At 71.0% G+C, this 24,550-nt stretch carries 22 protein-coding genes; 6 read left to right on the top strand and 16 right to left on the bottom strand.

Annotated features, from left to right (window positions below):
* The 5 genes from ACFE7H_RS09025 to ACFE7H_RS09005 all read right to left on the bottom strand — a co-directional run.
* Positions 1-779, bottom strand: a 779-nt coding sequence (locus ACFE7H_RS09025) for a sugar phosphate isomerase/epimerase family protein (RefSeq protein WP_375400896.1), incomplete at its 3' end; no start/stop codon positions are given.
* Between the two features lie 4 nt (positions 780-783).
* The gene (locus ACFE7H_RS09020) at positions 784-1,503 is read right to left on the bottom strand and encodes a ThuA domain-containing protein (RefSeq protein WP_375400895.1); all 720 of its coding nucleotides are present in this window, start codon (positions 1,501-1,503) and stop codon (positions 784-786) included.
* 199 nt (positions 1,504-1,702) lie between these two features.
* Positions 1,703-2,686: a cytochrome b/b6 domain-containing protein gene (locus tag ACFE7H_RS09015; protein ID WP_375400894.1), complete on the bottom strand. Its 984-nt coding sequence runs from the start codon at positions 2,684-2,686 to the stop codon at positions 1,703-1,705.
* A gap of 210 nt (positions 2,687-2,896) precedes the next feature.
* Positions 2,897-3,565, bottom strand: coding sequence for a lysophospholipid acyltransferase family protein (locus tag ACFE7H_RS09010; protein ID WP_375400893.1), 669 nt, complete (start codon positions 3,563-3,565; stop codon positions 2,897-2,899).
* A 73-nt stretch (positions 3,566-3,638) separates the two neighbouring features.
* Positions 3,639-4,130 carry a pyridoxamine 5'-phosphate oxidase family protein gene (locus ACFE7H_RS09005; RefSeq protein WP_375400892.1) on the bottom strand — a complete coding sequence of 164 codons (492 nt, stop codon included), beginning with the start codon at positions 4,128-4,130 and terminating at the stop codon, positions 3,639-3,641.
* A gap of 115 nt (positions 4,131-4,245) precedes the next feature.
* Here ACFE7H_RS09005 and ACFE7H_RS09000 point away from each other — a divergent pair, with 115 nt between their 5' ends.
* Positions 4,246-5,199 carry a DNA-3-methyladenine glycosylase family protein gene (locus ACFE7H_RS09000; protein ID WP_375400891.1) on the top strand — a complete coding sequence of 318 codons (954 nt, stop codon included), beginning with the start codon at positions 4,246-4,248 and terminating at the stop codon, positions 5,197-5,199.
* A gap of 15 nt (positions 5,200-5,214) precedes the next feature.
* On the opposite strand, the gene ACFE7H_RS08995 is transcribed toward ACFE7H_RS09000, so the two are convergent.
* The 7 genes from ACFE7H_RS08995 to ACFE7H_RS08965 form a co-directional block, all read right to left on the bottom strand.
* Complete coding sequence (locus ACFE7H_RS08995; RefSeq protein ID WP_375400890.1) at positions 5,215-6,609, bottom strand: DUF805 domain-containing protein; 1,395 nt, start codon at positions 6,607-6,609, stop codon at positions 5,215-5,217.
* Between the two features lie 112 nt (positions 6,610-6,721).
* Positions 6,722-7,156 carry an Lrp/AsnC family transcriptional regulator gene (locus ACFE7H_RS08990; protein ID WP_375400889.1) on the bottom strand — a complete coding sequence of 145 codons (435 nt, stop codon included), beginning with the start codon at positions 7,154-7,156 and terminating at the stop codon, positions 6,722-6,724.
* A gap of 173 nt (positions 7,157-7,329) precedes the next feature.
* Positions 7,330-8,394: a hypothetical protein gene (locus ACFE7H_RS08985; RefSeq protein WP_375400888.1), complete on the bottom strand. Its 1,065-nt coding sequence runs from the start codon at positions 8,392-8,394 to the stop codon at positions 7,330-7,332.
* Between the two features lie 3 nt (positions 8,395-8,397).
* On the bottom strand, positions 8,398-9,612 hold the full coding sequence (locus ACFE7H_RS08980; protein ID WP_375400887.1) for an ATP-binding protein: 1,215 nt from the start codon (positions 9,610-9,612) through the stop codon (positions 8,398-8,400).
* 52 nt (positions 9,613-9,664) lie between these two features.
* Positions 9,665-10,759: a hypothetical protein gene (locus tag ACFE7H_RS08975; protein WP_375400886.1), complete on the bottom strand. Its 1,095-nt coding sequence runs from the start codon at positions 10,757-10,759 to the stop codon at positions 9,665-9,667.
* Complete coding sequence (locus ACFE7H_RS08970; RefSeq protein WP_375400885.1) at positions 10,759-11,973, bottom strand: sensor histidine kinase; 1,215 nt, start codon at positions 11,971-11,973, stop codon at positions 10,759-10,761. The genes ACFE7H_RS08975 and ACFE7H_RS08970 overlap by 1 nt, the downstream gene beginning before the upstream one ends.
* A gap of 31 nt (positions 11,974-12,004) precedes the next feature.
* Positions 12,005-13,327, bottom strand: a complete 1,323-nt coding sequence (locus tag ACFE7H_RS08965) for an MFS transporter (protein ID WP_375400902.1) — start codon at positions 13,325-13,327, stop codon at positions 12,005-12,007.
* A gap of 157 nt (positions 13,328-13,484) precedes the next feature.
* Here ACFE7H_RS08965 and ACFE7H_RS08960 point away from each other — a divergent pair, with 157 nt between their 5' ends.
* Complete coding sequence (locus ACFE7H_RS08960; protein ID WP_375400884.1) at positions 13,485-14,360, top strand: alpha/beta fold hydrolase; 876 nt, start codon at positions 13,485-13,487, stop codon at positions 14,358-14,360.
* Between the two features lie 56 nt (positions 14,361-14,416).
* A complete protein-coding gene (locus tag ACFE7H_RS08955) occupies positions 14,417-15,466 on the top strand; it encodes a biotin/lipoate A/B protein ligase family protein (protein WP_375400901.1) in 1,050 nt (349 codons plus the stop codon).
* Positions 15,467-15,475: 9 nt separating this feature from the next.
* Here the strand turns inward: ACFE7H_RS08955 and ACFE7H_RS08950 are convergent, their stop codons facing one another.
* Both ACFE7H_RS08950 and pgm read right to left on the bottom strand, forming a co-directional pair.
* Positions 15,476-17,464 carry an MDR family MFS transporter gene (locus tag ACFE7H_RS08950; protein ID WP_375400883.1) on the bottom strand — a complete coding sequence of 663 codons (1,989 nt, stop codon included), beginning with the start codon at positions 17,462-17,464 and terminating at the stop codon, positions 15,476-15,478.
* Between the two features lie 118 nt (positions 17,465-17,582).
* Positions 17,583-19,208, bottom strand: a complete 1,626-nt coding sequence (pgm, locus tag ACFE7H_RS08945) for a phosphoglucomutase (alpha-D-glucose-1,6-bisphosphate-dependent) (RefSeq protein WP_375400882.1) — start codon at positions 19,206-19,208, stop codon at positions 17,583-17,585.
* Positions 19,209-19,310: 102 nt separating this feature from the next.
* Here pgm and pheA point away from each other — a divergent pair, with 102 nt between their 5' ends.
* A complete protein-coding gene (gene pheA / locus ACFE7H_RS08940; RefSeq protein ID WP_375400881.1) occupies positions 19,311-20,297 on the top strand; it encodes a prephenate dehydratase in 987 nt (328 codons plus the stop codon).
* 36 nt (positions 20,298-20,333) lie between these two features.
* Here the strand turns inward: pheA and ACFE7H_RS08935 are convergent, their stop codons facing one another.
* On the bottom strand, positions 20,334-21,206 hold the full coding sequence (locus ACFE7H_RS08935) for an amidase domain-containing protein (protein ID WP_375400880.1): 873 nt from the start codon (positions 21,204-21,206) through the stop codon (positions 20,334-20,336).
* 56 nt (positions 21,207-21,262) lie between these two features.
* Entirely contained in the window at positions 21,263-22,297 is a 1,035-nt protein-coding gene (locus ACFE7H_RS08930; RefSeq protein ID WP_375400879.1) for a diacylglycerol/lipid kinase family protein, read from the bottom strand.
* Between the two features lie 109 nt (positions 22,298-22,406).
* On the opposite strand from ACFE7H_RS08930, the gene serS reads away from it, so the two are divergent.
* Entirely contained in the window at positions 22,407-23,672 is a 1,266-nt protein-coding gene (serS, locus tag ACFE7H_RS08925; RefSeq protein ID WP_375400878.1) for a serine--tRNA ligase, read from the top strand.
* A complete protein-coding gene (locus ACFE7H_RS08920; protein ID WP_375400877.1) occupies positions 23,669-24,499 on the top strand; it encodes an HAD family hydrolase in 831 nt (276 codons plus the stop codon). The genes serS and ACFE7H_RS08920 overlap by 4 nt, the downstream gene beginning before the upstream one ends.
* The last annotated feature ends 51 nt before the right edge of the window (positions 24,500-24,550 follow it).

Here is a 24,550-nt window from a genome sequence, read left to right as displayed (position 1 = left end):
CGCGGATCCGCCCACGGCAGGTGGCTGCCCAGCCGGCCGTTGCGGCCGTCGAGGTGCGTGACGGACTCCTTGCAGTGCACGTGGAAGATCTTCTCCGCGAAGTCCTGCAGGAACATCGACGGGTCGAGCTGCTGCCACACGAAGTGCGAGGGGTCGAAGTTGAAGCCGAACGCCGGGTGGTCGATCGCCTCCATCGCCCGCTTCGCGGTCCAGTAGTCGTAGGCGATCTCGGTCGGGTGGATCTCGAGCGCGAACCGCACTCCTTCGCCCGCGAACGCGTCCAGGATCGGTGTCCACCGTGTGACGAAGTCGTCGAAGCCGCGCTGGATGAACGCGTCGGAGGCGGGCGGGAACATCGCGACCGCATGCCAGATGGAGGAGCCCGTGAAGCCCGTGACCGTCGTCACGCCCATCGCCTTGGCGGCCTTCGCCGTCGTGATCATCTCGGCGGCCGCCCGCCGACGCACCCCTTCCGGATCGCCGTCGCCCCACACGCGGTCGGACAGGATGTCGCGGTGCCGCTCGTCGATGGGGGAGTCGCACACCGCCTGCCCCAGCAGATGGTTCGAGATCGTCCAGACCTTCAGGCCGTTCTTCGCGAGGATCGCCTTCCGGTCCGCAACGTAGTCAGGGTCCTCCGCAGCGCGCACAACGTCCAGGTGGTCGCCCCAGCTCGCGATCTCCAGGCCGTCGTAGCCCCACTCGCCCGCCAGCCGCGCCACCTCCTCGAACGGCAGGTCGGCCCACTGGCCGGTGAACAGGGTGACGGGTCGGGTCATCGCTTCATTCCTTTCCGCGGGGCTGGGCTCCCCGCGCGGCCCAGAGCAGGCCCTGCTCGATGATCCTGCGGACGGACGGATGCTGCACGGTCTCGAGACCGTGCCCGGCGGTCGTGACGACGATGCGCCCGTCGCCCCAGTGCCGGGTCCACACGGCGGGGAAGGTCACGGGACGGTCCCACGCGTCGAAGTCGCGCTTCGCCTGCGTCGTGGTGGCGAGCACCTCGTTGTACGCGTCGGACAGCACCCAGTACTGCTCGGTGGTGAGCGAGAAGTCCTGCAGGCCCTCCGTCACCGGGTGGCTGCGGCCAAGCTCGGTGAACTCCACCGTGTGTTCCTGGTCGTGATCGCCCGGCGCACCCGTCGACTGCTGCGGAGGGTGCACCGAGGCGTGATGGGCGAACTGACCGCCGACCAGCTGCAGATAGTCGGCGCTGTCGCGGAACGAGTCGACGATGCCGCCGTGCCAGCCGACCAGACCGGTACCCGCCCGAACCGCAGCGATCAGGCCGGCCACCGCCTCTGCATCGATCGTCACCATGGTGACTGCCTGGAGGATCAGGTCGACCCCGGCCATGCGGTCGGCGTCGGCGTAGACCTGCGGAGACTCGTCGATCACGATCGAGAAGTCGTGCTGCTGCAGGAACGGAATGAAGAAGTCGGTGGTCTCGACAGGTTCGTGTCCCGCCCAGCCCCCTCGGACGACGAGCGCGTTGCGGGTCATGCGGGCCTTCCTTCCGTGCTTCCGGCCCGGCCGACACCAGGTGCGCCTGCTGCTCCCGGCCGGCCGCTTTCGAGGAATGCAGGCGATCTTCTGAAATGAAGGCGTGAATCGCTCGATTCTGGTCCCGGAACTCGGCGCAGCCCGAATTCCTCGCCGCGTCGAAGCCGACCGGTGCTCCTCGGGTTCGCGCACTGAGGCGCTATCGGCGAGGGCGCTCCACCACCGTTCCGGTGCGGGCCGCAGCGGTGCGGACCAGGCGGGGGCGCGCCAGCAGCAGGGCCGCGATGCTGACGACGAGCGACACCGCGAAGACGATCGCGCCGGCCGGGCTCTGGTCGTTGCGCACCGCGTACATGTGGTTCAGGTTGTTGACAGCGCCGGTCGCCAGTACCAGGAAGACGTGCACGGCGATGAACGCGACGAAGAACAGCGTCGTCCACCAGTGCAGGCGCTTCGCCGCCGATAGTGGGAACACCCGGTCGAGCGGACGCAGCCGGGCGGCGAACCCCGGTGCCGCCCGCAGCCCTGTGAGCACCGATACCGGCCCGGCGACGAACACGACGACGAAGTAGGCCAGGGTCTGCAGCGCGTTGTAATCGATCCAGCCGTTCGCCACGGGCCAGTCGAGGGAGGCGTACTGCAGCGCCGCCGACACCGCGTTCGGGATCACTCCCCAGTCCGTGGGCACCAGGCGCAGCCACTGCCCGGTCACGAAGATCAGCACCAGGAAGACGACGCCGTTCAGCACCCACAGGGTGTCGCCGACGTAGTGCGACCACAGGTCGATGCCGATCCGGATGGGCGGGTTGCGGGTTGCCGGCCGCCCGGCGGCGCGGCGCACCCAGAAGGTCGTCGGGCGCCCGCCGCGATGCAGCCGCCACCCGGAGCGGATGACGAAGAGCAAGAAGAACGCGTTCAGCCCGTGCTGCCATGCCACGAATGCCGGGAACCCGACCGGGGCATCGTCCCGGAGCGGCGTCGCACCGGGATAGCGGCGCAGAAAGTCCTGCACGGGGTCGAGCGTGCGCAGGCCCCGCGCCGCGAGCACGGCCAGCACCGCGCCCAGCAGCAGGACGAGGACCGCGACGAGTACCGACGTGCGACTGCCCCGATGCGATTCCCCTGCTGCTCCGGAGCCCGCTCTGTTCCTTCCGGGGACGCGTGGCTCCCCGCGCACTGCCACCCCTCCAGCGTTCCGTCCGGGACGGCCGTCGGCCACCTGCTCCGGCGGAGGGATCAGCCTACCGAGGGGTCGAACGGCCATCGGTGCGCATTCGGGACCGTGCAGTAGTCCGTTCGGTCGGGGCGCCTCTGTGCTGGGAACGTACCGACGGGCACGTACCGACGGGGATCTACCGACGGGAACGTATCGACGGGCACCGACGACCGGACGCTACCGTCGCGCGCCGTAGGAGTCGACGTACTCCTGGTCGCTCAGCGCGTGGATCGCCTGCATCACCTGGTCGGTGATGGTGCGCAGCACGCGGCCGTCGTCGCTCCCGCCCGCGTACCCGCTGAAGTCGAGGGGCGGGCCGAACGCGATGCCGATGCGGCGGATGTGCGGCCGGACGCTGCCGCTGTCGACCGGGATCACCTCATCGGTGCCGATCATCGCAACGGGCACGACCGTCGCCCCCGAGTTCAGGATGGTGCGGGCGATCCCCGTGCGCCCGCGGTGCAGTTTGCCGTCGCGGCTGCGCGAGCCCTCCGGGTAGATACCGAGCACCTCGCCGCGCGCGAGGACGCCCAGTCCTGCCGCCAGCGACGCCTCCGACGCCCGGCCGCCCGAGCGGTCGATCGGGATCATGCCGGTCGCGATGAGGAACCGCGCGACCGCCCAGCCGCCGAGTCCGCGGCCGGCGAAGTAGTCGCTCGCAGCCAGGAAGTGGATGCGCCGCCGGATGACGAGGGGCAGGATCACCGGGTCGATGAACGACAGGTGATTGCTGGCCAGGATCACCGGGCCGGTGCGCGGAATGTTCGAGACCCCGGAGAGGCGGGGACGCAGCAGCGCGCGCAGCAGGGGACCGGCGATCAGGTGCTTCATCACCCAGTAGAACATCGCCCCTCACGGTATCGCTCGGCCTCCCGGAGCGGGACCCCGGATCGACCCGCCGCGTCAGTCGAGCGCGTCGTCAGTCGAGGTCGATGACGTGGCTCTCGCCCACGTTCGGCTGCCCGCCGGTCACGGCGGCCTTCGCGTAGCGCAGCAGGATGAGGGGCTTGGGCTGGTCCGAGGCCCACACCTCGGCCGTGTGCGCCGTCACCTTCAGCAGCGCGACCTTGGGGTCGTCGCGGCCCTGCTCGAACCAGGCCGCGGCGGCGGTGTCCCACAGCTCGTCGATCTTGGCCTGGTCGGTCACGATCTCGGCGGTCCCGGCGATCGACACCCAGCCCTTGTTCGACTCCAGGGCCACGTTCACCTCCGGAACCGCGCGCACCTCGTCGGTTTTGTGCGACGGGTCCTCCGTGAAGAACCAGAGGTCGCCGTCGAACTCCCGCTCCTTGACGGCCATCGGCCGGCTGACGAGGTGGCCCTCGGCGTTCACGGTGGTGATGAGGCCGATCTTCGCCTTGTCGATCAGGGTCGCGAGCTGCTGCAGCTGGTCGTCCTTCGTGTCTGTCATGGCCCGACGGTATGCCCGCCGGACCGGAAGGGGCTCCGTGCGACCTGGGAGACGGCGACACGTGACCCTCGCGTGTCGCCGCGACCCCTGTCCGGGGGGTTCCTACGATCGGCCCATGTCCCTCGCCCCGCCGCCGGTCCGCACCGTCGCGCCGGCTGCGGCGACCGTCTATGCGCCGGCCGAGCCGGTGGAGCTGCTCGGCACCGTCGCGCCGCTCGGCCGGGGTCGCGCCGATCCGACCTTCCGGCTGACTCCTTCAGGGTCGGTGTGGCGCACGATCCGCACGCCGGAGGGGTCCGCGACGCTGCGGCTGGCGCAGGCGCCGGATGGCGCGATCCACGCCGCAGGGTGGGGAGCCGGCGCGGAGTGGGTCGTCGACGGCGTTCCGGAGCTGCTGGGCGCCGGCGACGACTGGACGGGGCTCGACGTCCGGGACGTGCCGCTGCTGCAGGAGACCCGCCGCCGGCATCCGGGCCTGCGCCTGACCCGCTGCCGGCAGGTGTTCGAGATGATGGCGGCCGCGATCCTGGAGCAGAAGGTCACCTCCGTGGAGGCCCGCCGCTCGTGGGCGCGGCTGGTCACCCAGCACGGCACACCCGCGCCCGGCCCCGCTCCGGCCGGCATGCGGGTGGCGCCGGATGCGCTCGGCTGGTCGCGGATCCCCTCCTGGGACTGGCACCGTGCCGGAGTGGATCCGAAGCGCTCGCGCGCCGTGGTCGAGGCGGCCCGGGTGGCACCCGGCCTGGAGCGGACGCTGCAGATCGGCCGCGGCGGCGCCGAGGTCGCCCGGCGTCTGCGCACCGTGCCCGGGGTCGGGATCTGGACCGCCGCCGAGACCAGCCAGCGCGCGCACGGTGACGCGGACGCCCCGAGCGTCGGCGACTACCACCTGCCCGCGCTCGTCGGTCAGGCGCTGACCGGCGCCGCCGTCGACGACGACGGCATGCTGGAACTGCTCGAGCCCTGGCGGGGTCACCGCCAGCGGGTGATGCGGCTCATCACCTGCTCCGGCGTGCGGACGCCCCGCCGCGGCCCCCGCATCACGATCCAGGACCACCGCTTCCACTGAGTTCGCAGCGCCGTGTCAGGCGACGCTCGGGCGGTCCGGGGCGGTCAGCTCCTGCGGTGAGAGGGCCGAAAGCGCTGTTGCGATCCGCAGGCGAGCGGCGGGACCATCGGTCAGGATGCGCTGCAGCTCGTCCGGGCGCAGCGGAACGACGCCGACGAGGGCCGCGGAGCCGCCCGGCAGGGCGAGCTGGTCGGGGATGCCCGGCAGCGGTACCCCGAGCAATGCGCCGACGGCGTCGTCGGGTCCGCGCCAGTCCGCGGGAGCGTCGATGCCCGGCACGCTGATCGACAGCGCGCCGTGCTGCTGCAGCTGCTCGCGCGGCCGGACCCCGCCGTGCGCGAGGTTCTGCGCGGTCTGCACCAGCAGCGACGTGCGCCAGCCGGCCGAAGCGGCGTCCCGCCGGACGGCCAGGTAGACCTCAGCGCCGAGGCCGCTGCCGGTTCCGTCGGTCAGGCCGTCCGAGGCGACCAGGTCGAGGCCGTCGGCGGTCGACACCCGCACGAACGCGCGCCGAGAGCCGGGCCACGCGGGGCCGGAGCCGGCCGGCGGCAGCAGGTGACGCAGCACGTCGTCCTGGACTGCACCGACCCGCGCCCATGCAGCCCGGCGCGCAGCGGCCGCGGTCGGCACCGGCGCCGGCGCGGGCACCGGTACCGGTGCCGGTGCCGGTGCTGCTGATACCGCCGCGGGTGGTGACGGCTGCTCGCCGGCGGGCTCCGCCGGCTGTGGTCGTGGTGCCGGCGGCAGGCTGAGGTCGGGCTGGCTGAGCAGCGGGCGCGGCGCCGCGAGCTGTGGCGCGAACGCCTCCGCAGGCAGCGCGGCCGACTGCGTCGGGGGAGAGGGCACGGGCGAGTAGGGCACGGACGGGTATGGCACCGGCGGATACGGCACGGCCGGATACCCGGAGGGATCCGCTCCGAGGTCGAACCGCGCTCCCCTCGGGTCGGTGGGCAGCAGGGCGATGATCAGCACCGGAATGAAGCCGACGTAGGGGATGAGCCACAGCAGCAGGAGCAGCGCGCTCTTGTCCGCATCGTGGAAACGGCGCGCCTGCACGGCAAGGTTGGGCAGGATCAGGGCCAGGCCGCCGAGCAGCACGATCAGGGTCAGCACCACCCACAGTCCGGTGACGATGCCCTGCCCGCCCGTCGCGCCGTCGAGGGCATCGACCACGGCGCCGGTCGCACCGGTCACCACCACTGCCACGATGCCGATCAGCGCGTTCGCGAGGTACGCCCACCAGAACTCGCTGAGACTCGCGCGGCCGGAGAACGTCGCGTACTTGCGCCAGAAGCGGGTGAAGGCCTGCCCGAACGACGCCCCGTACAGCGGCTGATCGAGGTGTGGCCCCTGCAGGTCAGGACCCTGCCCGCCCGCACCCTGAACACCCGACGCGGTGGGTTCGGTCATCTGCGGGACTTTCGGTTCGAGCGGCGGAACGGTTCGCATACTGTAGTCGCGGGCGGGTCTGCGGCGGCTCTGCGCGAGGCGCGCCGCCCGCCGTCGACCAGCCGCCGGGCGGTCAGCCGCCGGAAGAGACAAGCCGGGACAGCACGATGGCGCTGCGCGTGTGGTCGACGTTCGGGGCGACTCGCACCCGCTCCAGCGCCAGCTCCAGACTGGGGATGTCGCGGCTGCGCATGTGCACGATCGCGTCGGCGCTGCCGGTGACCGTGCCGGCGTAGACCACCTCGGGCACGCCCGACAGGATCCGGCGCAGCTCGCTGGGCGAGACCGTCCCTCGGCAGAACAGTTCCACCCACGCCTCTGTGCTCAGCCCCTCCGTCGCCGGGTCGATCTGCACGGTGAAGGCGCGGATGACACCGCTCGCGACCAACCGGTCGACGCGGCGTTTGATCGCGGAGGCGGACAGCCCGACCACCGCGCCGATATCGCCGTAGGCGGAGCGGGAGTTGCGACGGAGCAGGTCCAGGATGCGCACGTCGATCGAGTCCACCCGCGGCACGATACCACCGGTCTGTTGCGTGGACACACGATTCATGCGCACTTGGGTGCGTCATGCGGTCGCAGACGCGAAATGTGTGCACGACTGCCCGCCGGCGGTGCACGGTTCCGCCCTCGGTGACAACCCCGCAGACCGGGCGGTTCCACCGAGTGATTCTGGCGCCGTCAGCTCACGCTGAATTCGGCGGCCAGCCGAGCCCGGCCGTCGTCCACGCGGAAGCGCGCGCCGGGGAACGCCGTGCGCAACATCAGCACCGCCGGCCCCAGGTGGGAGCTGTCGGGGCGCCGCGCGATGGGGATATCGAATTCCAGGACCGCCTCGAGGTCCTGACCGGTCACCCGGGCCCACCCCGGATCGCTCGCCCCCGTGATGGGCAGCGCGGCCAGCAGGCCACGCATCGTGATGCGCTGCGGCAGCGACATCCGCTCCACATACCCCTCGTCGTCCTCGACCGTGATGCCGAGCTCGCTGATCCAGTCCCGCTCCTGGTCGACCGCGAGTCGGCTGCGGAGCGTCGTCGCGATCACCTGGGCGCGGGAGCCGGTGGCCGCGGTCACCTTGCCGGAGTCGGTCACATCCCGCAACAGCTTGACGACGTCGCGTTCCCACTGCGTCGCGTGCTGCTCCGTGCTGCGCTCCCAGGCCTCGCGGTCCACCACCCGGGCCTCGCGGATGGAGCGGACCCCGATGCGGACGAACGCCGCGGTCGCAAGCGTCGCCGGAACCGCGGTGATGAGCACGTCGAGCGCGATCGACAGCGGCGAGTGGCGACCGCCGAGCAGCGGAGCGAGCAGGATCGCCGCGGTCGCCATGCCCGCCGACAGCGCGGCTCCGCCGATCAGCATCTCGGCCGCCGGGCGCACCTGCGCCAGCACGAAGAGCGTGAGGGGAACCACCGCGAGCGCCCAGCCGCCGAGCGACCCCGACCCCAGGCGCGCCAAGTCGTCCAGCACGATCGCGACCAGCAGCAGCGCGAGCACCACGACGAATGTCGGGCGCCGGACGGGCGCCCGGAACGGGCTTGCGGCGCGCAGGTAGATCGCTCCGGCGACGGCGAGCACAGCGAAGCCGGCGACCGCCGCTCCCCACTGATGGATCTGCGACATCTGCGCCACCGTGATCAGGATGGCGATCAGGACCGTGCCGATCAGGTTCGCGATCGCGAACGGCCGGGTGAGCCCGATCGAGTCGACCGGACCCTCCTGCTGCAGCGTCGCCTCACGATCCACGGGTCAGCGCTCCGAGCCGACGAGCGGCGAATCCCGCGGGACCGTGAGCAGCACGGTCGTCCCGACACCCGGCCGGCTGAAGACCAGCACGCTGCCGCCGACGCCCTCGATGCGCTCCGCCACCGCGCTCCGCAGCCCGTCTCCGTCGTCGTCGCGGGAGTCGGTTCCAGTGCCCGGCTCGACGACCATGATGGAGACCTCGTCCTCGGCCTCGTCCGACAGCACGGTGATCTCCGCCTCGTCGGTTTCGGCGTGCCGGATCGTGTTCGTCAGGCACTGCTCGACGGCCTGCCCCAGAGCCTCGCCCGTCATGCCGTCCAGGCTCTCCAGCGTGGCGATCTCGCCCACCACGTGCACCACCAGGCCGCCGCTGACGGCGTCATCGATGGCGCGCTGCACGCCGAATGAGGCGACGGCCGGGCCGGGACCGGCGTCGTCATGCCGCCAGGACGAGCTCAGCAGTTCCAGTGTGCCCCGCAGGTTGGTGCCGAGGCGTGCGGGGAGCGGACCGGGCTCCAGTGTGGCGAGCACCGCGAGGTCGTTCAGCAGCGTGTCCTGCATCATGACCACCGACTGCGACTGCGCCTCCGTGCGCCGTCCCCGTGCGGTCTCCTCGTCCAGCAGTGCCTCCACCTGCCGGATCACGGAACCGCTGACCCGTCGGGCCGCCTGCGTGCCCAGGGTGATCATGACGACCATCACGGTCACCGCCGACGCGTAGCCGTCGTACGCGATGGCGTAGCCGTGCATCGGACCGAGGAGCGCGGTCGTCAGGCCCAGCAGCACGAGCATGGCGGGAGCGAGCAGCAGCGGAAGGACCGGCCCGGTCAGCAGCATGGCGCCGATCATCGCGAACTTGAACAGCGACAGCTCGGGCGCGGCGCTCGACGTCCCGGGACGTGACACTGCACTCAGCAGCATCAGGGTGATGATGTACCCGCCGAGCATCAGCGCCATGGAGCCGAGGATCTGCAGCACCCGCAGCCGCCCGGACGCCGGGCGCGCGAGGATCACGACTCCGGCGATCGCGAGGGCACTGCCGATGCCCGAGAGCAGCACGGCGTCGGAGCCCGGCGTCCCGAGGCCGGACATTCCGACAGCCGTGGCGACGTTCGCCAGCCAGTGCAGCACGAGCAGCGAGACGACGAACCAGAGTTCGGCGGCGGTGAGGCCAGCCGCGACGGTGCGGCCGAAGCGGTCGGTCGGGCGGGAGGACATGGGGCGGGGTTCCTGAAGGTCGGTGGGCACGGGGTGGTCCGCAGGGACAGGATCAGTCGACGTGGAAGTCGGCCACGACGGTCAGGTCGGAGCCGTTGAGGCGGTACTCGGCTCGCGGGAAGACCGTTCGCAGCATCACGACGGCCGGTGCGAGCCGAGGGCCGCTCGGTCGACGGTTGAGCGGCAGCCGCATCTCGATGACCGCATTGAAGTCCTGGCCCGTGATCGTGACGGTGCCGGGGTGGGTGCGCGACTTCAGCGGCATGGCGTTGATCACGCCGCGCAGCGTGGTCCGCTGCTCCGGCGTCATCCGGTCGGCGTAGTTCTGGGGGTCGTCCACGGTCAGACCGGCCTCCTGCAGCCAGTCGCGGCTGAGGTCGGCGACCATCGTGGCGCGCAGGTTCTTGGCCAGCTGTCGTGCGCGGCGGCTGTCCGCCGCGGTCAGGGAGCCGGCCGCCAGGACATCCGTGATGAGCGGTACCACCCCGGCGTCCAGCAGGGCGATGTTCTCCTGCTGCACCGACAGCCGTACGGAGCTCCGTTCGACCACCGGGCGGGCATCGGCCACTGGATCGTGCGTGAGCTTCTGCATCACGACCCGCGCGAACACGGCGGCACCGAGCGTCGCCGGAACCAGGGACGCGACGCCGACCAGTGCCCGCGCCAGCGGGACGGTCTGCGTGCTGATGAACGGCGACGCCACGACCGCGACGATCACGACGACGGCACTCGCGATGGCGCCGGCGACCACGACGTCCCGCACCGGGCGCAGGCTCGCGATCACGAACAGGTAGAAGGGGATCACGACGAGTCCCCAGTCGTCGTGGAGGACGCGGTTCTGGCCGAGCTGGGCCGTCTCGTCCAGCACGAACGCGATCACCGTCAGGCTCATGACGATCACGGCCGACTGTCGATGGAACGGTGCGCGGAACGGGCTGGCGGCGCGGGCGAAGTACACCCCGGTCCCGCAGAGCAACACGATCGCGCCGATCTCCAGCGGCCAGTTCGCCACCTGCTCCGCCTCCGCCGCGGTTGTGAGCATGGCGATCACCGAGCTGAGGATCGCGGCGCCGATGGCGAACAGCCTCGTGAAGCCGACCGAGTCGATCGGGTGCTGCTGCTGCAGCGTCGCCTCGCGCCCGGGCATCAGGCCTCCACGCCGATGGGGCGCTCCGCCGTCGCGCGCGGCACGGACATCAGGATGGTGGTGCCGACGCCGGGGGTCGCGAAGATCCGGACGGTACCGCCGACCTCGCGGATCCGCCCCTGAACGGATCGGCGGAGCCCCATGCGGTCCTCGTCCACCTCGTTCATGTCGAAGCCGGCGCCGTTGTCCGCGACCATCACCGTGACGTCGTTCTCCTCGGCGATCACGGTCAGTTCCGCCTGCGCTGTGCCGGCATGCGTCAGCGTGTTGACGAGGCACTGCTCGACGGCCCGGCCCAGGGCGTGCTCGACGCCGGGATCGAGCGCGGCGACGGCGCGCATGTCGCCGTTCAGCACCACGGTCAACCCGCTGGCCCGCACGTGGTCGATGGCGCGCTGCAGCGTCGCCCCCGGTGCGCCCTGCTCCGGGGGCGCGTCGGGAGCACCCACCCAGTCGGCGGAGTTCAGCAGGTCGAGGGTCGCCTGCAGACGTTCCATGAGCCGCGGAGTCATGCGGCCGGGCTCGCTGGTGGCGATCACCGCCAGGTCGTTCAGCACCGTGTCGTGCACCACCGCGGCGGCCCGGGACCGAACGGCTCCACGGGCCACCCGCACCGCGTCCTCGTCCCGCAGGGCCTCCACCACGCGATTGGCCACCGCCCCGCGCGCTCGCGCGATCGCGAATCCGACGCTCACCAGGATGACGAAGATCAGGGCGAACGACGCGGGGCCGTCGGGGGCGTACGCCACACCGACCATCGGTCCGACGATCGCACTGATCAGCGCCGATACGCCCTGCGCCACGAACGCGGCCACGGGCGGGCCCCATCGCCGACCGGCGTTCGCGCAGAACGCGATCATCGCGATCTTCATCAGGGACAGGGCGAAGCCGGCGGTGGTCGGGTGGCCCGAAGCCAGAGGGCGATAGCTCACGAGGTAGACGGCGAAGCCCGCCTCCATGACCGCGAGCCCGGCAGCGACCTTCCAGAAGCGGAGCGGCCGAGGTGCCCGAACGGCCAGCAGCAGGCCGCCGAGGGCGGTGAGCAGCGTGCCGATCCCGGGGAGGAGCACGCCGAGCACGCCGTTGACACCGACGAGCGCCGCGGCGGAGGTGGACCAGGCGAACAGCAGCGTGCTGAGCGCGAAGGTGAACGCAGCCGCGCTCAGCGCCGCGGACACGGCGCGCGTGAACCGGTCCTGCCGTCGCGGTGCCATTGGTGGATGGTAAAGGCGTTTCGCGCCGTGGTCACTCCCCGCCACGCGCGGGAGACAGATCTGTCTCCTTTTGTACCCCTAACTCGGGTGCTTCTGCCTGCATTTCCGACCCGTGCCCCTGCGCGCCCGTGGTCGGCGGTCCCGGATCTGGGCAGACGGGCAGGCGCCGTCTGGAGTACGACAGCCACGCCGTCCCGACCGCAGCCGCGAGCAGCCCGGCGGCCGCGCCGGTGGTGAGCCCGGCCCGCGGCCCGGCGACGTTCGTGATCCACCCGATCACCGGCGCACCGATCACCGTGCCGCCGAGGAAGATGGCCATGTAGATCGCCATCACGCGACCGCGCACCCAGCGCTCCACGCTGAGTTGCACCGTGCCGTTCGCGGTCGTCATGAACGTCTGCGAGGCGACGCCCACGAGCGGCAGCACGATCGCGAGCACCAGGAAGTTCGGCGCCGCGGCGCCGAGCAGCAGTCCGACGCCGAACAGCACGCCGGCCACGATCGTCAGGGCGAACCGCGGCTCGGTGCGGCGAGCGGCCAGCAGCGCGCCGGCGACGGCGCCGATGGCGAGCGACGTGGAGAGCAGGCCGTATCCGGTCGCCCCCTCGTGGAACAGCACCGCCATCGTCGAGGCGTAGATGGGGAAGTTCATGCCGAACGTGCCCATCAGGAAGATCATCGAGAACAGCACGATCAGGTCGCGGCGCTTCGCGACGTAGGCGAATCCGGCGGCGAAGTCCTTCGCCCCTCTGCCGGCGGCTGCGCCCGCCTCCGCGGCGGCCGGCGTGATGAACCGCAGGGACACCAGCACCCCGGCGAAGCTGACGGCGTTGATCAGGAACACCCAGCCGGGCCCGACGACCTCGGTCAGCAGGCCCGCGACTGCTGGACCGATCAGGCGCGCGGCGTTGAACGAGGCGGAGTTGAGCGCGACGGCGTTCGTGACATCGTCCGGTCCCACCAGTTCGGAGACGAAGCTCTGCCGCGCCGGGGCGTCGAAGGCGGCGGCGCAGCCGAGCAGGAACGCGAAGCCGAACACCTCGGGCAGCGTCAGCAGGTTCAGCACCGCGAGCACGCCGATGCCGAACGCGAGCAGCCCCATCACGGCCTGCGTGATCATCAGCAGCGTGCGCTTCTGCACCCGGTCGGCCACGAGGCCGGTGATCGGCAGCAGCAGCAGCTGGGGACCGAACTGCAGCGCCATCGTCACCCCGACGGCGAAGGCGTCGTGCTTCGTGAGCACCGTCAGGACGATCCAGTCCTGGGCCGTGCGCTGCATCCACGTGCCGACATTCGAGACGATGGCGCCCGACGCCCACAGGCGGTAGTCCCGTTCGTGCAGCGAGCGGAACATCGAACTCACGCCGCACCTCCCCCTCAATCGCATAGAGAGTTTATGCAGTGTTCGCCGCGCGTTCGCGCATTCCTGAGCGGCGGGCACGGCGGTGGGCACAGTCGGTCGAGCGCAGGCAGTCGATCGCGGCGGCGCACGGGCAGCGCGACAATGGGCTGTGCCCAGTTTCGTCGACGCGCACGGCGTCACCATCGCCACGCACGAGTGGCTGGTGCCGGCTCCGCGTGCGGTCGTTCAGATCTCACACGGCATCGGCGAGCACGCCCGCCGGTATGCCGCGCTGGCGGCGGATCTGAATGAGGCCGGCTTCTCCGTGGTGGCGGACGACCACCGGGGCCACGGCGAGACGGGCCGCGCGCAGTGGGACGGCGATCCCGCCCGGATGGGTCGTCCGGGCCCGGGCGGGCTGCGGGCCACCATCGAGGCCGTGCAGCTTTATTCGCGGATCACGCGGGACCGCTTCCCGCGGCTGCCGTTCGTGCTGCTCGGCCATAGCTGGGGATCCCTGATGGCCCAGATCGCGGTGAACGCCCACGCCGCCGACTACGACGGTCTGGTGCTGTCCGGTACCGCTTACCGACTGCCGGGCTGGATGGACGCGGGCGACCTGAACCGCAGGCACCGCTCGCTCGGCTCGACGGGGGCGGAGTGGCTGAGCCGCGATCCCGAGGTGGCGCGCGCGTGGGTCGCGGACCCCCTGACCTTTCCGGCGCAGACGGCCAAGCTGCTCGGCCTGCGCGACGCGCTGCGCCTGTTCGGCCGGCCGGCCCGGGAGTTGCCCGCGGACCTGCCGGTGCTGCTGCAGGCGGGTGGCGACGACACCCTGGGCGGCGAGCGCAGTGTGCAGCGCCTCGCTCGCGCCTACCGTGAGCGGTCGGGCATCCGGGACGTGACCGTCCGCGTCTATCCGGGTGCGCGCCACGAGGTCTACAACGAGACCAATCGCATCGAGGTCATCGGCGACCTGATCGCCTGGATCGAAACCCACGTGCTCGTGCGCCCGCAGCGGGCCGAGGCGGCGGACCGATCATGAGCGCCGCGGAGGAATTCGGCGACGCGCTGCGCGGTGAAGCGCCGCATGGTGAAGCGCTGCACGGTGAATTCAAGGTCCCGGGCGGCAAGCTGGTCGTCGTCGATCTGGCCGTCACGGACGGCCGCATCTCGACGTTCCGCCTCGCCGGCGACTTCTTCCTGGAGCCCGACGACGCGCTGGCGGCGATCGACGAGGCCGTACTCGGGATGAGCGAGCAGTCGGCCGCCGCCGAACTAGCGGCCGCGATCCGCGCGGCGCTCCCCGACGGGGCGGTGCTGCTCGGCTTCACGCCGGAGTCGGTCGCGACGGCGATCCGCCGCGCACTCGGCCGCGCTGCCGCCTGGCGCGACTTCTCGTGGCAGCTGCTGCATCCTGCGGCCTTTGCGCCCGCGTTCCACCTGGCGCTCGACGAGGTGCTGACCGAGGCGGTGGCCGCCGGGACGCGGCCACCCACCATGCGGCTCTGGGAATGGGACTCACCGGCGGTGGTGCTCGGCAGCTTCCAATCCGTGCGCAACGAGGTGGATCTGGACGCGGCAGCCCGCTACGGCATCGACGTGGTGCGCCGCGTCTCAGGCGGCGGTGCCATGTTCATGGAGGCGGGCTCCGTCGTCACCTACTCGCTCTATGCCCCGGCCGACCTGGTGCGCGGCATGTCGTTCGCCGACTCCTACGCCTTCCTCGACGACTGGGTGCTGCAGGCCCTGCGCTCCCTCGGCATCGACGCCGTCTACCAACCGTTGAACGACATCGCCTCGTCCGGGGGGAAGATCGGCGGGGCCGCGCAGAAGCGGCTCGCCAGCGGGGCCGTGCTGCATCACGTGACCATGAGCTACGACATGGACGGCGACAAGATGGTGCAGGTGCTGCGCATCGGCCGCGAGAAGATGAGCGATAAGGGCACCGTCAGCGCCGCGAAGCGGGTCGACCCGCTGAAGCGGCTGTCCGGCCTGCCCCGCGCCGCCATCCTGCAGCGGATGGAGCAGACCTTCATCGAACTGACCGGCGCGGTCCGCGGCGACCTCACCGAGCAGGAACTCGCGGCGGCGGAGGAACTGACCGCTACGAAGTTCCGCAGCGCCGAGTGGCTCTACCGCGTGCCCTGACGGCCCCGCTCACTCCGCCGCGTGGCGCGCGTGGTCGTGCTGCTGCGCGGCGTGCTTGCCGTGGTGGTCCACCGCGGGGCGGGTCGACAGCGATTCGCCGATATGGGCGGTGTTCGTCATCGTCCCGTTCTGTACGCCCCGTGCGGTGGGCTCGGCAGATGACGGCACCCTTCCCGCGCCGACCGGTTCCGGGGTCCGCTCGGGTTCGCCGTCGCCCGCCGGCACGTCGGCCGGGTCGCCGCCGGGAGCAACCATCGCCGCACCCTCGTGGGCATTGTCCGCCGCCTCCTGCAGCGCCGACTTGGCGCGCAGCGGCGTGGTCTTCAGGAACAGGCTCAACACGAAGGCCACGACCATGACGGCCAGCCCGACCCAGAACACCGACACCATGGCGTTCGTGAAGCCGACGAGGAACGGCTGCTTCAGGGCGTGTGACGCTGTGGTGAGGAACGAGGTGTCGCCGTCGAGGGCTCCCGTCGTCCCGCCGCCACCGGTCACCGCCTTGCCGGACTGCATCGCCTTGAGGATCGGCGTGTAGATCATCTTCATGATCAAGGTGTTGCCCGGTTCGCCTGCGACCGTGGGATCGGACGCCGCGGTCAGCGCGTTCGTCGCCAGCGTCTTGTCCTTGAACGCCGCTGCGATGGTGTCGGGCACGCGGCTGAACAGCACCGAGAACAGCACCGCCGTACCGAGCGTGCCGCCGATCTGACGGAAGAAGGTGGACGAGCTGGTGGCGACGCCGATGTACTTCGAGTCGACCGCGTTCTGCGAGGCGATGGTCAGGGTCTGCATCAGCTGGCCGAGGCCCAGGCCGATGCCGAGCATGCCGATCCACGCCCACCAGAGCGGCCGGTCGGCCGTCACGAAGGTGAAGTAGAAGTAGGCGAGCGCGAGCAGCCCGGTGCCGGTGATCGGGAAGATGCGATAGCGGCCGGTCCGCGAGATCAGCTGGCCCGAGACGATCGACGAGATCATCAGCCCCAGGATCATCGGGATCAGTTCCAGGCCGGCCTCGGTCGGCGTCGCGCCCTGCACGAGCTGCAGGTACAGCGGGATGGTCAGCAACGCACCGAACATCGCGAAGCCGACGAGCACGCCCAGCACGGTCGCCATCGAGAAGGTGGCGTTGCGGAACAGGCGGAGGGGGATCAGCGCGTCGGTGCCCATCCGGGACTCCGTGAAGACGAATGCGATGAGGCCGATGCCGGCGATCACGTAGCAGAGGATGGCGCCCCACGAGCCCCAGCCCCAGGTGCGGCCCTGCTCGGCAACGACCAGGCCGGGCACCAGCGTCATGATCACGAACGCGGCGCCGAACCAGTCGATGCGCACACCGGCGCTGTGACGGGCGGGCAGATGCAGGAACCGCGCCACCATGAACAGGGCGAACGCGCCGATCGGCACGTTGATCAGGAACACCCAGCGCCAGCCGGTGATGAAGAGGATCTGGTCGGCGCCGGCGAACAGGCCGCCGATCAGCGGGCCGATGACGCTGGAGATGCCGAAGACGGCCAGGAAGTAGCCCTGGTACTTGGCGCGCTCACGGGGCGCGAGGATGTCGCCCATCACGGTGAGGGCCAGGGACATGAGTCCACCGGCTCCGATGCCCTGGAACGCCCGGAATGCAGCGAGGGCGTACATCGACCAGGCGAAGCTGGCACCCACCGACCCGATGATGAAGATCGTGATCGCGATCAGGAAGATGCGCCGGCGGCCGAAGATGTCGGAGAGCTTGCCGAGGATCGGCGTCGAGATCGTCGAGGTGACGAGGTAGGCGGTCGTCACCCACGCCTGCAGGCTCAAGCCGTTCAGGTCGTCGCCGATGGTGCGGATCGACGTGCCGACGATGGTCTGATCGAGCGACGCCAGGAACATGCCGCTCATCAAGCCGAAGATGATGAACAGGATCTGGCGGTGCGACAGGACCGCCCCCGCCCCCGTCTGCGGTGCGGGGGGCAGCGAGCCCCGGGTGCTCGTCGCGGTGGCGGTCGCCATGTCGTCTCCTAGATTTTTGCGTTGAGTGCAAACTTACACGACGCGTAAGAATTACGACTCGCTCCTGCTGGGACACGGCGCTGTGTCAGGCCATTCCGAGGCTCCTCTGGTCGAGCGCTCAGCCGAGGGCTGCATCCACGATCGTCCTGGCCTCGGCCTGCACCGCCCGCAAGTGGTCCTCACCCAGGAACGACTCCGCGTAGATCTTGTAGACGTCCTCGGTACCGCTCGGCCGGGCGGCGAACCACGCGTGCTCCGTGACCACTTTCACCCCGCCGATCGCTGCCCCGTTGCCGGGCGCGGACGACAGAGCACCGGTGATCGCTTCGCCAGCAACCTCGGTCGCCGTGATCGCATTCCCGTCCAGCTTGGCCAACTGGGCTTTCTGCGCCTTCGACGCGGCGGCGTCGACGCGCTGGTAGGCGGGCGTGCCGAACCGCGTTGTCAGGTCGTCGTACAGCTCGCTCGGCGACCGGCCGGTCACTGCCCGGATCTCGGCGGCCAGCAAGCACAGGATGATGCCGTCCTTGTCGGTGGTCCAGGCCGTGCCGTCGGTCCGGAGAAAGCTGGCGCCGGCGCTCTCCTCGCCGCCGAAGGCCACCGAGCCGTCGATCAGGCCTGGGACGAACCACTTGAACCCGACCGGCACCTCCCACAGCCGTCGACCGAGCGACTCCGCGACGCGGTCGATCATGCTGCTGGATACCAGCGTCTTGCCGATCGCCGCGTCGTCCCGCCACCCCGGGCGGTGCTGGTACAGGTACTCGATCGCGACGGCCAGGTAGTGGTTCGGGTTCATCAGGCCGGCGTCGGGGGTGACGATGCCGTGCCGGTCGGCGTCCGCATCGTTGCCGGTGACGATGTCGTAGTCGCCGGCCCGGGCGACCACCGAGGCCATGACGGAGGGGGAGGAGGGGTCCATGCGGATCTTCTCGTCCCAGTCCAGCGTCATGAACGACCAGGTGGGGTCGACGGCCGGGTTGACGACGGTGATGTCCAGGCCGTAGTGGTCGCGGATCGCCGCCCAGTACGCCACCGACGCGCCGCCCAGCGGGTCCGCCCCGATGCGGATCCCGGAGGCCCGGATCGCGTTCATGTCGATGATGTTCGCCAGATCCTCCACGTACCGGGTGCAGAAGTCGTAGGTCTCCACCGCGGTCGGCTCGGCCCGGCGCACGTCCGTCAGACCGCCGGCGATCAACTCGTTCGCCCGGGCCGCGATCCACCCGGTGGCGTCGGAGTCGGCCGGTCCGCCGTGCGGCGGGTTGTACTTGAAGCCGCCGTCGGCCGGCGGGTTGTGACTGGGCGTGATGACGATGCCGTCCGCCTGGTCGTCGGGGTCGCCGCCGTTCGCCCGGTTGTAGGCGATGATCGCGTGGCTGACGGCCGGAGTCGGGGTGTATCCGTCGAACTCGTCGATCAGTACGCGCACGCCGTTCGCGGTCAGCACCTCCAGCGCCGTCGTCTGCGCCGGCGCGCTCAGCGCGTGCGTGTCCCGGCCCAGGAAGAGGGGCCCGGTCACGCCCTGGCCGGCCCGGTACTCCACGATCGCCTGGGTGATGGCGGCGATGTGGTCGTCGTTGAAGGCGCTGTTCAGCGAGCTGCCCCGGTGCCCCGAGGTGCCGAAGACGACCCGCTGCTCCGGATCGTCGACATCCGGGTGCAGCGACCAGTACGCATCCAGCAGTCGCGGCACGTCGATGAGGTCGGACGGCGAAGCCTGCGTCCCTGCCCTGGAAGTCATGACGTCATCCTGGCCCGAACACCCTGAAGCGCTCCTCACCTTCTCGTCTCCCTCGCCCGCCGCCGATCCGTTCGGCGGGGCGCTCGCCGATATCGTCGGTGCGTGTCCGATCCCGCGCCCGATTCTGTGCCCGATCCGACGCTTCCCCCTGCCGGGAGCCACGCCGCCTACAGCTACCTGGGGCCCGCCGGCACCTACACCGAGGCCGCGCTTCGCCAGGTCCGGGCCGCCGAAGGGGCGCCGTGGCGGTCGGTCAACAACATCGGGGAGGCGCTGGCCGATGTGCTGCAGGGCCGGTCGGTCGCGGCGATGATGGCGATCGAGAACACCGTCGAGGGCGGTGTCGCCGCGGTGCTCGACCTGCTCGCGGGCACTCCCGACCTGCGGATCGTCGGCGAGTATCTGGTACCGGTGCGGTTCGCCCTGCTGGCCCGGCCCGGTGTGGCGCTGGCCGACGTGCACACGGTCGTCGCCCACCCCGTCGCCCACGCGCAATGCCGTCGCTGGCTGCACGCGCACGCGCCGTCCCACACGCAGCTGCCCGCCACCTCGAACGTGCAGGCGGCGCAGTTCCTGGCGGAGCACGACGGCGACCTGGCCGACGCGGCCATCGCGCCGCCGGATGTGCACGACCGGTTCGGGCTGGCGGTGCTGGCGGACGACATCGGCGACAATCCGAACGCCGTCACCCGCTTCGTCCTGATCGCCCGGGCCGGCTCGCACGTGCCGCCGCCGATCACCGGGGCCGACAAGACCAGCATCGTCGTCGACCTGCCCTCCGACCGCCCCGGCGCCCTGCTGGCGCTGCTGGAGCAGTTCGCGACCCGTGGCGTGAACCTGTCGCTGCTGCAATCCCGTCCGATCGGCGACGAGCTCGGCCGGTACCGGTTCGTGATCGACCTGGACGGCCACGTGGGCGACGAACGGGTGGCGGAGGCGCTGCTCGGCGTGCGCCGCTCCAGCCCGCGCGTGCTGTTCCTCGGCTCCTATCCGCGCGCCGACCAGCGTCGGGTCGCGGTGGCGGAGCCGCACGTCGACACCGTCTACGCCGAGGCGCGCGCCTGGCTCGCCTCGATCACCGCCCCCTGACGCCCCCCGCACGCGGGTTCGCGACGCGGCAGCCCGTCACTTCAGCGAGAGGTACCAGGCCTTGCCGCCGGGGTGGTCCTTCGTGATCGCGGTGTCGACGTTGCGGTACTTGGAGTCGATGGTGTGCCCGGCGAAGAAGATCCTGATGCCGCTCGCGGTGTGCGTGATGCGGGTGACGACGCCGGTGTGATCGCGGTCGCCGTTGCCGTTCCAGTCGAACTGCACCACGTCACCCAGCTTCACCTTGCTGCGCTCCTCGTCGGTCAGCTCGTGCCCCAGGTGATGGGACAGCACGTACCGCCGGAACTCGTTGGAGCCGCGCCAGGCGGGACCGGCGTGGTAGATGTTCGCCTTGTTCGGCGTCCAGTCCGCGGAGGGCTTCCAGCCGCGCGCCAGCAGGGACTGGCTGGTGAAGTCCACGCAGTCGTTGTCGTCCAGCGGCATCCACGCGGGGTTGTAGTGCTTCCAGTAGGTGAGCACGTAGTGCAACTGCTTGTCGACGCCGCTCGTGAGCGCGTAGTGGAACGTCGCCTTCGACAGCGCGGCTGCGCCGCTTCCCCGCAGCACGACAGGCACCGTGCCCTGGTCGAAGCCCGCCTGCGCCGGCGTGACGACGGTCACCGAGGTCGCGCTGCTGGTCGTGGGGCGCACGGCGATGCCGCCGATCGTGACCGAGCGGACGGCGGCCAGGCCGGTGCCGCGCACCGTCACCCTCGTGCCGCCGGCCACCGATCCGCTCGACGGCGCCATGGAACCGATGACGGTCGCGGGTGGCCGCGCCGACTCGGCGGGCGCGCCGCCCGCCCCGCCACCACCCGGAGCGGCCGCCGTCGGAAGCATGGAGCAGCCGGCCAGGGTCGCCGCGATCGTTGCCGCAAGCAGCGTCACCGTCGCGATCCGTCCGACCATCGCACCGAGTGTAGGTGGGGGGCACGGCGGTGCAGCGGGACGCGCTCGCGGCGCGCTCACACCGTCTGCTGTTCCTTCGCCGTGTCGGATGCGGGCAGGCGGCCGCTCTCGGTGCCGGGGATGCGCACCGTGAGGGCGAGCGGATCGATCCGGGCGCGCACCGCGACCACCTCGCCGAAGGCGTCGCCGTCCAGCTGGAAGTGCTGCGGCGACTCCGGCCGCACGACGATCTGCGCTCCCTTCATATAGCGGACCGTGTGCACCTCTTTGGTGAAGCCCAGCAGTCGCCGGCCGACGGCGCTGCGCCGCAGCACGCCGTTCTCCCAGATCACCTTGAACCCGATCTGGATCCAACCGAGGATGCCGTTCGGCCGCAGTGCGACGATGTCGAAGACGCCGTCGTCCACCGCCGCCTCCGGCAGCAGCAGGATGTTGCCCGTCAGCAGACCGCAGTTGCCGATCAGCAGCGTGTTCACCCGCAGCTGGTGCGCCGCGCCGTCGTTCAACCGGAACCGCAGTCGCAGATTGTTGCCGCCGCGCAGGCTGACGGCGATGCCCTGCACGTAGGCCAGCCAGCCGACGCGTTTCTTCAGTGCGGGGTCGGTGTTCGCGATCATGCGGGCGTCCAGGCCGATACCCGCCATCACCACGAACACGTGGGACGCCCGCGTCCCGTCGGGGAACTCCATCTCGGCGATACCGAGGTCGATCTTGCGGTCCACCCCGCTGAACGCGGCGTCGACGGACTGCTCGATCCGGTCGAGGCTGAGGTGCAGGTTGCGGGCCAGCAGATTGCCGGTGCCGCTCGGCAGCAGCGCCAGGGGGACGCCGCTGCCCTGCAGCCCCTCGGCGACGGCGCGGATCGTGCCATCACCGCCGGCGGCCAGCACCACATCCGCCCCGTCGGCCATCGCTCGCCGGGCGGCCTCGGCGCCCGAATCCTCCGGCGTCGTCTCATACCAGCGGCTGGCCCCCCAGCCGGCGACCTCGGCGGCCGTGCCGACGACCGAGTGCAGGCGATCGGAGTCGATCTTGGTCGGGTTGACGATCACCGCGGCGACGCGCTGCGTGCTTCCCGTCGTAACCGGCATGGCGACACTGTATCGAGCCTGGGAGCGCGCTGACCGACATCGCGCGGGGCGGCGGATCGGTGCGGCAGCGACGCTGAGCCGCGACGATGGCGGCCCGTAGGCTGAAGCGGTGATCGACGTGCAGGTGCTGCGGGCATCGCCGGAGGTCGTGGAGCGGTCGCAGCAGCGGCGCGGCGCCCCCGTCTCGCTCGTGTCGCAGGCGTTGGAGGCGGACCTGCTGCGCCGGACGGCGCTGACCGAGTTCGAGCGGTTGCGGGCCGAGCAGAACGCGTTCGGCAAGCGGGTCGCCGCGGCGACGAAGGACGACAAGCCCGCCCTGTTGCAGCAGGTGAAGGGTCTCGCTGCCGAGGTGAAGGCGGCCGGCGAGCGCGCCGCCGTCGCCGATGCGACGTTCGATCAAGTGTTCCGCACCATCCCCAACCTGGTGCTCGACGGGGTACCGGCCGGAGGCGAGGACGACTTCGTCCTGATGCGCGAGGTGGGCGAACGGCCGACCTTCGACTTCCCCGCCCGCGACCACCTGGAACTCGGCGAACTGCTCGGCGCCATCGACATGAACCGCGGCGCCAAGGTATCCGGCGCCCGCTTCTACTTCCTCACCGGCGTCGGCGCCCTGCTCGAATTCGCTCTGCAGCAACTGGGTCTGGCCCGGGCGCAAGCGGCGGGCTTCGTCCCCGTGATCACGCCCGCTCTGGTCAAGCCCGAGATCATGGCGGGTACCGGATTCCTCGGCGAGCACGCGGATGAGGTGTACCGCCTCGAAGCGGACGACCTCTATCTGACCGGCACCAGCGAGGTCGCGCTCGCCGGCTACCACTGCGACGAGATCCTCGACATCTCCGCCGGGCCGCTCAAATACGTGGGCTGGTCCACCTGCTTCCGGCGCGAGGCGGGCAGCCACGGCAAGGACACCCGCGGCATCATCCGGGTGCACCAGTTCGGCAAGCTGGAGATGTTCGTCTACTCCGATCCGGCTGAGGCGCAGGCGGAGCACGCCGGGCTGCTGGCGATGCAGGAGGCCATGCTGACCGACCTGGGGCTCGCCTACCGGGTGATCGACACGGCGGCGGGCGACCTCGGCACCTCCGCGGCCCGCAAGTACGACGTGGAGGCGTGGGTGCCGACGCAGCACGCCTACCGCGAGCTGACCTCCACCTCCAATTGCACGACCTTCCAGGCGCGCCGCCTGAACACCCGATTCCGCGGCGAGGACGGCCGCACCTCGCCCGTCGCGACCCTGAACGGCACGCTCGCGACCACCCGCTGGATCGTCGCCCTGTTGGAGACGCACCAGCGGGCGGACGGATCCGTCACGGTGCCCGAGGTGCTGCGGCCGCACCTGGGCGGGCGCGACGTGCTCGAGCCGACGGCGTGAGCGCGGCTGAGCACCGGGCCGACCGTCACCTGGTGGCGCTCGACATCGACGGCACGATCCTGCACGAGGACGGTTCGGTGTCCGCGCGGGTGCAGCGCGCCGTTTCCGCCGTCGTCGCGGCAGGCCACGAGCTGATGATCGCGACCGGCCGGTCGATGGACACGACGCTGCCGGTGCTGCGCCAGCTCGGCATCACCCCCGAGCACACCGTGTGCAGCAACGGCGCGGTCACCATCCGCCGGGAGTCTGGCGACGACGCCGAACCGGTGCGGTATCGCAAGGAGTTCATCGAGACCTTCGACCCCTCCGCGGTGCTGATGACCATCCGCGAGGCCCTGCAGGGCGCCCACTACGCGGTGGAGGACCGGGACGGGTTCTACCGGCACACGGAGCAGTTCCCGAGCGGCGCGGTCGGCCGCATGAGCGAGCAGGTGCCGTTCGAGGGCCTGCTCGGCATGGAGGCGACGCGGGTGGTCGTCATCTCGCCGAACCACGGCATGGAGGACTTTCTGAAGATCGTGGAGCAGATGGGCCTGCACCGCGTCAGCTACGCCGTCGGCTGGACGGCCTGGCTCGACATCGCTCCGGACGGCGTGAACAAGGCGACCGCGCTGGAGCGCCTGCGCGAGCAACTGGACATCCCGCGTGAGCGCGTGGTCGCCGTGGGCGACGGCCGCAACGACGTCGAGATGCTGCAGTGGGCGGGCGCGCACGGTCGCGGCGTCGCGATGGGCCAGGCCCCGCCCGACGTGCTGGCGGCCTGCTCGCAGGTGACGGCTCCGGTGGTGCAGGACGGCCTGGCCGACGTGCTGGAGTCGCTGCTCTGACCCTCTGACCCTCCTCTGGCCCTCCTCTCCCCCTCGCGCGGTACCTGCGCC

This window comes from uncultured Amnibacterium sp., from assembly GCF_964250715.1.
Lineage (GTDB): Bacteria > Actinomycetota > Actinomycetes > Actinomycetales > Microbacteriaceae > Amnibacterium.
The sequence above is the reverse complement of the archived record's forward strand: the minus strand, read 5'-3'. Positions and strand labels throughout refer to the sequence as shown.